Raw genomic sequence first — 10114 nt, 5'->3', positions numbered from 1 at the left:
GTCCCCTCCCCTGCGAAAGCGGGGGAGGGTTAGGGTGGGGGCAACACCGCCCACGCAATTCACGGCGTCTGCACCGTGAACTGCCCCGGCACGACGATCTGGATCACCCCGCCCCAATTGCACATCAGCTTGCTGGTGGAGGTCAGGGCCGGCATGTTGCCGACCATCACGGTCGGGGCGCCGGGCACCCAGGGGGCGACGGTGCAGGGAACGCAGGGCTGCGGCTTGATCACGCCCGGCGGCGGCACCGGAATCATCGAGGCGACCACCGGATTGGCCGGGCTGGTGCACACGCCGAAGGGCGGGATGTTCATGATCGGCTTGTTGTCCATGATGTTCGCCATCGGCGGACCGCCGGCCATCGTCCGGTTCAGCGGCAGCACCACCAGCGCGGACGGCGCCGCTCCGAAGCTGCAGGTCATCATGGCCCCCGCGCACACCGCCTGACTCATCGCGCCTCTCCCTACCGAAACGTCCGGGGAAAGAGTGGCCGCCTCCGCCGGTCCGCGGCAAGCGATCCCTGGACCGGATTGGTCCGAATTCGCTTCACCCCGGCGGAGACGGGCCGAATCCGTCGAACAGGCCCGGCTCCGCCTCGGTTTCCGGGTCGAGCAGGTCGGTGCAGCCGACGCCGATCAGACGGATCGACCGCCCGTCCGGCTCGCCGTCCAGCATCTCGCAGCCGGTCTGCCAGATCAGCCCCGCCGACCGCGCCGGCGGATCGACGCGGCGCGAGCGGGTGATGGTCTGGAAATCGGCGGTCTTCATCTTCAGAACCACGCTGCGCCCGCGCAGGCCCGCGGCGGACAGGCGGCGGGCCACCGTCTCGGCCAGCGGGCGCAGCGCGTCCTTCAGCGCGGCCTTGTCGGCGGTCTCCCAATCGAAGGTCGTCTCGGCGGAGATGCTCTTGCTCGGCGACTCCGGCTCCACCCGCCGGTCGTCCTGGCCGCGGGCGAAGCGGTGCAGCAGGCGGCCCATCTTGCCGTGTCGGCGCACGAGGTCGATCTCCGACCAGCCGTGCAGGTCGCCCACGGTGCGGATGCCGTCCGATTGCAGTTTGCGCTGGAGCACCGGCCCGACGCCCCACAGGATCGACACCGGCTTCGGCGCGAGGAAGTCCAGCGCCTGCCCGCGCCCGATCACCGAGAATCCCCGCGGCTTCTCCAGGTCGGAGGCGATCTTGGCGAACAGCTTGTTGTAGCTGAGGCCCACCGAGGCGGTGATGCCGAGTTGGTTCTCGAAGCGGCGGACCAGTTCGGCCAGCGCCTGGGCCGGGCTGATGCTCAGCCGCTCCGCCACGCCGGACAGGTCGAGGAAGGCCTCGTCGATGGACAGCGGCTCGACCAGCGGGGTGAAGGCGTGCATCAGTTCCCGCGCCTGCCGGCCCACCGCCTTGTACTTCGCCATGTCGGGCCGCAGCACCACGGCGTCCGGGCAGGCCTCCAGCGCCTGCCACATCGGCATGGCCGAGCGCACCCCGGCCATCCGCGCGATGTAGCAGCAGGCGGCCACCACGCCGCGCCGGTCGCCGCCGATGATCAGCGGGCGGCTGACCAGTTCGGGCCGGTCGCGCTTCTCCACCGTGGCGTAGAAGGCGTCGCAGTCGATGTGGCCGATGGCGAGGCCATGCAACTCCTCATGCCGGACCAGCCGCCGGCCGCCGCATTTCGGGCAGCGCGGCTCGCTGCCGCGGAGGGCCGCCGCGCAGTCGCGGCACAGGGCCTTGCAATCGTCGAACACAGCCATGGCCGCAGTCTAGCAGCGGCGCGCCGGCGGCGGGGAAGGAATGTTCCTGTCCCGTTCCGGTTTTCCGCTCAGAAGCGGAAACCCCGGTTGAGCAGCCAGCCGAGAGGGCCGGTGAACACCAGCGGTCGGTCCTGCACCAGCAGGCACAGGCACTCCCCGTCCGCGTCGGCTATGGCATGGTGCGGCGTGCCGGTGTCGTAGGACGCCACGTCACCGACCCGGTAGGCCCCGAACTCGTCGGAGAAGCCGCCTTTCATCACCAGCAGCATCTCGCTGTCGGTATGACGGTGGGCCGGCACCCGCGACCCTGGCGCCATGCGCAGCAGGCAAGCCGAGGCCGTTCCGGCGCTGACGCCCCAGGCGGACAGGTGGACGCCCGGAACGACGCGCACCCATTCCAGCGCCTCCGGTTCCGCACCGATGGCGCGGCGCAGCGGGCCGGGAAACAGGCTCTTGGCGGCCGGTGGGGGTGCGGGCGATGGTGGGGCAACCGTCACGTCGAGCCGGGTCATCAGGGTGCCGAACAGCGAATCGGACACCGGCTCCGGCGGCAGATCCGCCAGCAGGACGCCGCCGCAGGCTTCCATCTCCGCGACCTGCGCCCGGCAGTCCGGGCAATAGGCGAGATGCGCGGCGATCAGCAGCGACTGCACCTCGCGCAGGCTGCCGGCGGCGTAGTCGAGAAGCAGTTCGGGGGCGGGATGATGGGCCGGCACGGTCACGCCCCCTCCCCGAAGGCCCGCCGCAGGCGAACGAGGGCCAGCCGCAAGCGGGTCTTCACGGTTCCCAGCGGGATGCCGCGTTCGGCGGAGATTTCCGCATGAACCTTGTCCTCGTAATAGGCGAGCCGCAGCACGTCGGCCTGCTCCGGCGGCAGGTTGCCGATCACCGCGCGCAGGCGGAAGGCCGTCTCGGCCGCTTCGAACTGGTGGTCGGGCGTCGGCTCCTCCCCAACATCCGACATCAGATCATCGGGCTGAAGCTCAGGCCGCCGCTCCTGCCGGACGCGGTCGATCCGACGGTTGCGGGCGATGGTGTAGATCCAGGTGGAGGCGCTGGCCAGCGCCGGGTCGAAGCGGTCCGCCCGCAGCCACACCGCCATCATGACGTCCTGGACCAGTTCCTCCGCCACGCTGCTGTCGGCGCCCAGCCGGCGCATGTAGGCTTTGATCCGCGGCGCGAAATGGTCGAACAGCGCGCGGAAGGCGGTGGAATCGCGGTTGCGCGCGACGGCAAGCAGCAGTTGCTCGTGGTCCGGCATGGTCGGGTCGTTCGAATCGGCCTTCGGCAGCATGCCAGGGACAAGTCTTCGGTCGGTCAGTGTCGTGCCGCACCATACAACAGCGTGTCCCGCCGCACACGGCGTAATTCGGCATAGGATCACCGTCATGCGTATGGCCCGGGCATCCCCCAACTGGATTCCCTGGTATGGTGCCCCCACTTGATGCTAGGTCCGCGACGCCCTCCACCAAGCCCCTCATCAAGAAGGAAGAAGGCATGAGCCTCGAACCGAACTTCGAACATCTGCGGGCCAGGGCCGTGGAGTCGCTGTTCCAGCATCTGGCGGACGCCTGCGTCGGGCTGATCGTCGTCGACCGGGACGCGCGGATCGCCTGGATCGGTGACCGTTATCTGGAGTTGCTGGGCTATTCCGGCAACCCGGAGGACGCGCTGGGCCGCCCGGTGGAGGAGGTCATTCCCAACAGCCAGATGCGCCATGTGGTGGAGAGCGGGCAGACCATGCTGCTCGACCTCATGGACATCGGGGAGCGGACCATCGTGGTGACCCGCCTGCCGCTGCGCGACGAGGACGGGACGCTGATCGGCGCCATCGGCTTCGCCCTGTTCGACCGGGCCGACCGGCTGCGCCCGCTGATGTCGAAGTACCAGAAGCTCCAGGAGGAGCTGACCCGCACCCGGCAGGAGTTGGCGCAGGAACGGCGCGCGAAATACTCCCTGTCGCAGATGATCGGCAACAGCGACTCCATGCGCGAGGTGAAGCGTCTGGCCCGCCGCGCCGCGCAGCTCGACAGCACCGTCCTGCTGCTGGGTGAGACCGGCACCGGCAAGGAGCTGCTGGCCCACGGCATCCACGCCGCCAGCCCGCGCGCCAACGCCCCCTTCGTCGGGGTGAACGTCGCGGCGATCCCGGAAAACCTCCTGGAATCGGAGCTGTTCGGCGTCGCCCCCGGCGCCTACACCGGCGCCGACCGCAAGATGCGCGAGGGCAAGTTCCAGCTGGCCGACGGCGGCACTCTGTTCCTCGACGAGATCGGCGACATGCCGCTGCCGCTCCAGGCCAAGCTGCTGCGCGTGCTCCAGGAGCGGGAATTCGAGGCGGTCGGTTCGAACAAGGTGGTGCGCGTCGATCTGCGCGTGATCGCGGCGACCAGCCGTGACCTCGACGCCCTGGTCCGCGAACGGCAGTTCCGCGCCGACCTCTATTACCGACTGAACGTGGTTCCGATCACCCTGCCGCCGCTGCGCGATCGGACGGAGGACATCGGCAGCATCGCGGACCGCATCCTCGATGAGTTGGCCTTCACCACCGCCGCCCCGTCGCGGGAGCTGACCGCCGGGGCGATCGCCGTGCTGGAGGATTACGACTGGCCGGGCAATGTGCGGGAGTTGCGCAATGTGCTGGAACGGGTGTCGGCGATGACCGACGACGCGGTCCTGACCGCCGACCACATCCGTGGCGCCCTGCCGCGCGCGGCGGGTCCCGCCGGTTCGGGCGACCGCCCGGCGGAGGGTGGCGACCGTCCCTTGAGCGACGTGCTGAAGGACACGGAACGCGCCGCCATCGTCGGCGCCCTGTCCCGCACCGGCGGGGTGAAGGCTAAGGCCGCCAAGCTGCTGGGGATTTCGCGCGCCTCGCTCTACGAGCGGATGCAGGCGCTGGGGATCAAGGAGGACGCGCAGGGGGCGGTGTGATGGGGCGGCGTACAGCCCCCACCCTGCCCACGGCTTCGCCGCGGGCCCCTTCCCTCCCCCGCTTCGCAGGGGAGGGTTAGGGAGGGGGCAATGCGCTTTACCCTCTCAACACCTCACGCAATGCCCCCGAACCCGTTGGTGATCGGATAGCGCCGCTCGCGGTTGAACAGCCGCGGCGTGATCTTCGGGCCGGGAGGCGCCTGGCGGCGCTTGTATTCGGCCAGATGCAGCATGCGCCAGACCCTGTCCACCACCTCCGGCGCGTGGCCGCGGGCGACGATCTCCGCCACGCCCAGATCCTTCTCCACCAGACAGCGCAGGATGTCGTCCAGCGCGTCGTAGGGCGGCAGCGTGTCCTGGTCGGTCTGGCCGGGCTTCAGCTCCGCGGTCGGGGCCTTGACCAGGACCCGTTCCGGCACGACGCGCCCCGCCGGGCCGAGCGCGCCCTCCGTCTGATGCGCGTTGCGCCAGCGCGCCAGCGCGTAGACCGTCGTCTTGTAGACGTCCTTCAGCACGGCGTAGCCGCCGCACATGTCGCCGTAGAGCGTGGCGTAGCCGACCGACATCTCCGACTTGTTGCCGGTGGACAGCACCATGGGGCCGAACTTGTTGGACAGCGCCATCAGCGTGACGCCACGGGACCGCGCCTGGATGTTCTCCTCCGTGGCGTCCGGGTCGCGCCCCGCGAAGGCCGGCAGGAGCATCCGCTCGAACGCCTCCATCGCCGGGACGATGGGAACCGTGTCCAGCTTGCAGCCCAGCAGCTCCGCCGATTCCGCGGCGTCGTCCAGGCTGTCCTGCGCGGTGTGGGGCGACGGCATCATCACACCGTGCACCCGGTCAGCGCCCAGCGCATCCACCGCGATGGCCGCCGACAGCGCCGAGTCGATGCCGCCCGACAGGCCCAGGATGACGCCGGGGAAACCGTTCTTGGTCACGTAGTCGCGCAAGGACAGCACCAGCGCCGCGTAGATCGACTCCAGACCCTCCGGCGGGGCGACGCATTCCGTGTCGGCGCAGCTCCAGACATCGTCATCGCCGCGCTCCCAGCGGGTGATCAGCAGATGCTCGGTGAAGGCGGGGGCCTGCGCGACCAGCCGGCAATCGGCGCCCAGCGCGAAGCTGGCGCCGTCGAAGACCAGCTCGTCCTGCCCGCCCACCTGATTCACGTAGAGCAGCGGCAGGCCCGACTCGGTGACCCGCCGCACGGCGAGCTGCACGCGCTGGTCGTGCTTGCCCAGCTCGAACGGGCTGCCGTTGGGAACCACCAGGATCTCCGCCCCGCTCTCCGCCAGCGTCTCGATCACGTCGGCGGACCACATGTCCTCGCAGATCGGAACGCCCAGCCGCACGCCGCGGACGTTGACCGGGCCGGGCAGCGGGCCGGGGGCGAAGAGGCGCTTCTCGTCGAATACGCCGTAGTTCGGCAGGTCCACCTTGAAGCGGGTCGCCGCGACCGTTCCGCCGTCGAGCAGCAGCGCCGCATTGAAACATGCGCCGCCGTCGCGCCAGGGCGCGCCGACCAGCAGGGCCGGGCCGCCGTCCGCCGTCTCTGCGGCGAGTTCACGCACCGCCCGCTCCACCACGTCCAGGAAGAAGGGCTTCAGCACCAGATCCTCCGGCGGGTAGCCGGTCACCGCCAGCTCCGGACAGACCATCAGGTCGGCGCCGCGCGCGGCGGCCTCCGCCCGCGCATCGCGGATGCGGTCGATGTTGGCGGTGATGGCGCCGACGGTCGGGTTGATCTGGGCCAGCGCGATGGAAAAGCGGTCGGTCATGGCGGCGTCGTCCGGTGAAGCGGCGGATCGGCGACACCGTAGCAGCCGGAGGCGGAGGGCGGAAGCGGCGCACGGCCGCAGCGGAACCGCCTCACCGCACGCTGTGTTGCCGGAAGGACAGGACGCCAACAGAAGGATGACCGGTCATGCAGAAGTCCGGGCAAGGTTCCGGCTCCACAACCTCCGTGTGGATGGACCGCGGCGGGCCGGCGATGCCAGCCGGGACGGTCGCCGCCACCGCAGCGGGGCTGGGCGCCCTGCGCCCTGATGTGATCGTCGTCGGGGCGGGCATCGCCGGGGTCACCACGGCCTATCTGCTCCAGCGCTCCGGCAAGTCGGTGCTGCTGCTGGACGACGGGCCGCCGGGCGGCGGCGAGACCGGGCGCACCACGGCGCATCTCTCCAACGTCATCGACGACCGCTTCACCGAGATCGAACGGCTGCACAGCGGGTCCGGCGCCCGCATGGCGGCGGACAGTCACGGCGCCGCCATCGACACCATCGAGCGGATCGCCCGCGAGGAGGGCATCGACTGCGGCTTCGCCCGGCTCGACGGCTATCTGATGCTGGCGCCGGGGCAGGACCCCGCCACCCTGGACCGCGAGCGCGCCGCCGCCCGCCGCGCCGGGCTGGACGACGTGGAGCGGCTGGACACCCCGCCCATCCGGCATCCCGGCCCCTGCCTGCGCTTCCCCCGGCAGGCGCGCCTCCACGCGCTGGACTATCTGGCCGGGCTGGCCCGCGCCTTCCTGGCGCGCGGCGGCGCGCTGTCGACCGGAGCGCATGTCTCCACGATCCAGCAGGACGGGGAGCGCGTGCGCGTCGAGGCCGGGCCGGACCATGCGATGGTCGAGGCCGCCGCGGTGGTCGTCGCCACCAACTCCCCGATCAGCGACCGCTTCGCCATCCATTCCAAGCAGGCGCCCTACCGCACCTACGCCATCTCCCTGCGGGTGCCGAAGGGAAGCGTGCCCGACGCCCTCTATTGGGACACGCTCGACACCTATCACTATGCGCGGCTCCAGCCGGAGGCCGACCACGACCGGCTGATCGTCGGCGGCGAGGACCACAAGACCGGCGAGGCCCGCGACATGGCCGAACGCTGGGCCGCGCTGGAAGCCTGGACGCGCGCGCATTTCCCCCAGGCCGGGACGGTCGAGCACCGCTGGTCCGGGCAGGTGATGGAGCCCTTCGACGGGCTGGCCTTCATCGGCCCCGACCCGGCCTATGGCGGGCGGGTCTTCGTGGCGACCGGCGACAGCGGCATGGGCATGACCCACGGCACCATCGCCGGGCTGGTCCTGTGCGAACTGATCCACGGCAGCGGCAGCCCGTGGGCCGCGCTGTACGACCCCGGCCGCAAGATGACCAACAAACTCGGCACCTATCTGCGGGAGAACCTGGACGTGGCCCGCCATTTCCTGCCCTACGTCCAGGGGCCGGAGCTGGAGGGGGAGGACCGCATCCAACCCGGCCAGGGCGCGGTCCTGAAATCGGGGGTCTGGCCCGTCGCCGTCTTCCGCGACGAGTCGGGGACGCTGCACCGCCGCTCCGCCATCTGCCCCCATCTGAAATGCGTGGTGCGCTGGAATCCTGGAGAACGGAGCTGGGACTGCCCCTGCCACGGCTCACGCTTCGCGGTGGATGGGACGGTTCTGAACGGCCCGGCCACCCAGCCACTTGCGCCCATCGAGGACTCTGCAAGCAAAAACTGATAAAATCCTTCGAAACCGAAGAGTTTCGACCGGGCGTTGCAGGAGGCCTGCGACGAATTAACCTGTGGTAAAGGACTCCGGCACGATCATACCCTTACGGCGAACGATCACGCGCGGGAGGCGGCGATGTATTACTCGGAAATGTCCGGACCGACAGGGACGACCAGTACGGTCCTGCAACAGGCGAACAACGCCAAGAAGGCAACCGAGAGCAAGGCTGCGGACGGCGCCAAGGCCGCCGCCACCACCGCCGATGCCGCGGCTCCCGCGAAAAGCGCCAGCCCGGCCTACACGATCAGCCAGTCGATGGAAAACCTGCTCGACAACCTGTCGGGCAAGAAGCCCGCGGCGGCAGGCGGTGACGGTGCGAACGCCGGTGCGGCGGGCGACGCGGCCGGCGGCGGCAAGACCGGCTCCCAGGCGATGGCCGACCGGGCCAAGCAGGCCGAGCAGATCATGCAGAAGGCGCTGGAGCAGTCCAAGGGCCTCTCCGGCCTGTTCGAGAAGGCCATCGACAACATGGCCGGCGACCTCGGCAGCCTGCTCGGCGGGCTGGGCATGTCGGACGACGACGTGAAGGGCGCCGTCGGCGATTTCGGCAGCGCCATGAAGGACAAGCTGAAGTCCATGGATTTCAGCCAGATGGGCATGAGCATGCAGGAAGCCCGCTCGCAGTGGTCCATCGAGTCCCGCGGCATGGAACTGACCATCCAGGATGGCGACAAGTCGGTCCGCATCTCCTTCGCCAAGTCCACCCTGGACTTCACCCGCGAGGACCGTGGGCTGGCGGCCACGCTGAACGCCGACGGCTCGGGCAGCGCGATGTTCTCCGCCGCCACGACCAAGGTGTCCGGCAAGGCCACCGGCATGATCGTCCGCGCCAACGGCTTCAGCGACGATGAGATCAAGGGCGTCCTGGAGAAGCTGAACGGCATGGCCGCGAAGGGCGGGATGAACGGCCTCGGCGCCCTGACCCCGACCAAGAGCGCCGATGGCGTGATGCACCTGAACCTCGACCTGTCGCAGCCCATCGCCGGCCTGACCGACGGCAGCAGCGCCAAGGACGCCGCCGCAGCGGAAGCGTCCCAGAAGGTCGACATCAAGGCGTGAGGAAGAGCGGGCCGTTTTCCTGGAAGGGGCGCCCGCAAAAGGGGTGCGATCTGTGATAACGGGGGCCGGCGCTTGCCGTCGAGCCGGCTCCCTGTATAGAAGCGGCTTTCGCTGTTTCGGAGATTCGCTTCCTCATGACCGACCGCAACGCCATTCTGGCCGCGAACCGGGCTTTCTATCAGGCCTTCACCGGGCGTGACTTCCCCGCCATGGACCGGCTGTGGGCCTCCCGTCTGCCCGTGTCCTGCATCCATCCCGGCTGGACCATCCTGTTCGGCCGGGAGGCGGTGGTGTCGAGCTGGCAGGACGTGCTGCGTTCCCCCCGCGGCCCGGCGGTGCAGGCGCGCAACGAACGCGTCAGCCTGTACGGCGACACCGCGGTCGTCCTCTGCGAGGAGATCGTGGGTGACGCCGTCCTGGCCGCGACCAACCTGTTCGCGCGCGAGGACGGCGAATGGCGGCTGGCCCACCACCAGGCCGGGCCGGTGGCCGAACCCGCCTCGCAGATCCTGACACCGTCCGATCGCCTGCCGCCCGGCGGCCTGCTGCACTGACGGCGGCCCCTTTCCCCCTCGCGCGTTCAGCGGCGCTCCGCCGCCCTCTCCAGTTGCCAGATCAGGTCGCCCACCACCCGGTCGGCGGTGATCCGCTCCGGGTCGCTGTTGGTCAGCGCCACCGCGGCCCAGCGGTGGGCGCGTGAAAAGGCGATGTAGGCGTTGAAGCCACCCGTGGAACCGGAGTGCCAGAGGATGGGCGTGCCGTCCGCCGCCCAGGCGACGAACCAGCCCAGAGCCATCGCCCCCTGCCCCAGCGCCCCCGGATCGCGCAGCG

General features: G+C 70.1%; 10 protein-coding genes. 4 read left to right on the top strand and 6 right to left on the bottom strand.

Going from position 1 to position 10114, the window contains the following annotated elements; translation table 11 throughout:
• Positions 1 to 59 precede the first annotated feature (59 nt).
• The 4 genes from GBZ26_RS22030 to GBZ26_RS22015 all read right to left on the bottom strand — a co-directional run bounded on the left by GBZ26_RS22030 (position 60) and on the right by GBZ26_RS22015 (position 3040).
• A complete protein-coding gene (locus GBZ26_RS22030) occupies positions 60 to 452 on the bottom strand; it encodes a DUF4280 domain-containing protein (RefSeq protein ID WP_014198555.1) in 393 nt (130 codons plus the stop codon).
• A 94-nt stretch (positions 453 to 546) separates the two neighbouring features.
• Complete coding sequence (locus GBZ26_RS22025) at positions 547 to 1746, bottom strand: DNA polymerase IV (protein ID WP_174440691.1); 1200 nt, start codon at positions 1744 to 1746, stop codon at positions 547 to 549.
• Between the two features lie 68 nt (positions 1747 to 1814).
• On the bottom strand, positions 1815 to 2468 hold the full coding sequence (locus GBZ26_RS22020) for a ChrR family anti-sigma-E factor (RefSeq protein WP_174440690.1): 654 nt from the start codon (positions 2466 to 2468) through the stop codon (positions 1815 to 1817).
• A complete protein-coding gene (locus GBZ26_RS22015) occupies positions 2465 to 3040 on the bottom strand; it encodes a sigma-70 family RNA polymerase sigma factor (protein ID WP_174440689.1) in 576 nt (191 codons plus the stop codon). Before GBZ26_RS22015 ends, GBZ26_RS22020 begins: the two co-directional genes overlap by 4 nt.
• A gap of 203 nt (positions 3041 to 3243) precedes the next feature.
• Here GBZ26_RS22015 and GBZ26_RS22010 point away from each other — a divergent pair, with 203 nt between their 5' ends.
• Positions 3244 to 4680 (top strand): sigma-54 interaction domain-containing protein, encoded by a 1437-nt coding sequence (locus tag GBZ26_RS22010; RefSeq protein ID WP_174440688.1) that lies wholly within the window; start codon positions 3244 to 3246, stop codon positions 4678 to 4680.
• 113 nt (positions 4681 to 4793) lie between these two features.
• Here GBZ26_RS22010 and GBZ26_RS22005 read toward each other — a convergent pair whose 3' ends face one another.
• Positions 4794 to 6458 (bottom strand): NAD+ synthase, encoded by a 1665-nt coding sequence (locus tag GBZ26_RS22005; protein WP_174440687.1) that lies wholly within the window; start codon positions 6456 to 6458, stop codon positions 4794 to 4796.
• A gap of 146 nt (positions 6459 to 6604) precedes the next feature.
• On the opposite strand from GBZ26_RS22005, the gene GBZ26_RS22000 reads away from it, so the two are divergent.
• The 3 genes from GBZ26_RS22000 (at position 6605) to GBZ26_RS21990 (ending at position 9837) form a co-directional block, all read left to right on the top strand.
• Positions 6605 to 8173, top strand: a complete 1569-nt coding sequence (locus GBZ26_RS22000) for an FAD-dependent oxidoreductase (protein ID WP_174440686.1) — start codon at positions 6605 to 6607, stop codon at positions 8171 to 8173.
• A 126-nt stretch (positions 8174 to 8299) separates the two neighbouring features.
• Positions 8300 to 9283, top strand: coding sequence for a hypothetical protein (locus GBZ26_RS21995; protein ID WP_174440685.1), 984 nt, complete (start codon positions 8300 to 8302; stop codon positions 9281 to 9283).
• 134 nt (positions 9284 to 9417) lie between these two features.
• Positions 9418 to 9837 (top strand): nuclear transport factor 2 family protein, encoded by a 420-nt coding sequence (locus GBZ26_RS21990; RefSeq protein WP_174440684.1) that lies wholly within the window; start codon positions 9418 to 9420, stop codon positions 9835 to 9837.
• A 26-nt stretch (positions 9838 to 9863) separates the two neighbouring features.
• On the opposite strand, the gene GBZ26_RS21985 is transcribed toward GBZ26_RS21990, so the two are convergent.
• A partial coding sequence (locus GBZ26_RS21985) for a serine hydrolase (protein WP_174440683.1) occupies positions 9864 to 10114 on the bottom strand: 251 nt, incomplete at its 5' end.

Source organism: Azospirillum formosense, assembly GCF_013340925.1.
GTDB lineage: Bacteria > Pseudomonadota > Alphaproteobacteria > Azospirillales > Azospirillaceae > Azospirillum > Azospirillum formosense.
Note: the sequence above shows the minus strand (reverse complement) of the source record. Positions and strands in the feature narration are given on the sequence as shown.

What these genes read in the sequence shown, in the direction of transcription:
- GBZ26_RS22030 (WP_014198555.1), bottom strand. Translation starts at nt 452, where the DNA reads ATGAGTCAGGCGGTGTGCGCGGGGGCCATGATGACCTGCAGCTTCGGA.
- GBZ26_RS22025 (WP_174440691.1), bottom strand. Translation starts at nt 1,746, where the DNA reads ATGGCTGTGTTCGACGATTGCAAGGCCCTGTGCCGCGACTGCGCGGCG.
- GBZ26_RS22015 (WP_174440689.1), bottom strand. Translation starts at nt 3,040, where the DNA reads ATGCTGCCGAAGGCCGATTCGAACGACCCGACCATGCCGGACCACGAG.
- GBZ26_RS22010 (WP_174440688.1), top strand. Translation starts at nt 3,244, where the DNA reads ATGAGCCTCGAACCGAACTTCGAACATCTGCGGGCCAGGGCCGTGGAG.
- GBZ26_RS22005 (WP_174440687.1), bottom strand. Translation starts at nt 6,458, where the DNA reads ATGACCGACCGCTTTTCCATCGCGCTGGCCCAGATCAACCCGACCGTC.
- GBZ26_RS22000 (WP_174440686.1), top strand. Translation starts at nt 6,605, where the DNA reads ATGCAGAAGTCCGGGCAAGGTTCCGGCTCCACAACCTCCGTGTGGATG.
- GBZ26_RS21995 (WP_174440685.1), top strand. Translation starts at nt 8,300, where the DNA reads ATGTATTACTCGGAAATGTCCGGACCGACAGGGACGACCAGTACGGTC.
- GBZ26_RS21990 (WP_174440684.1), top strand. Translation starts at nt 9,418, where the DNA reads ATGACCGACCGCAACGCCATTCTGGCCGCGAACCGGGCTTTCTATCAG.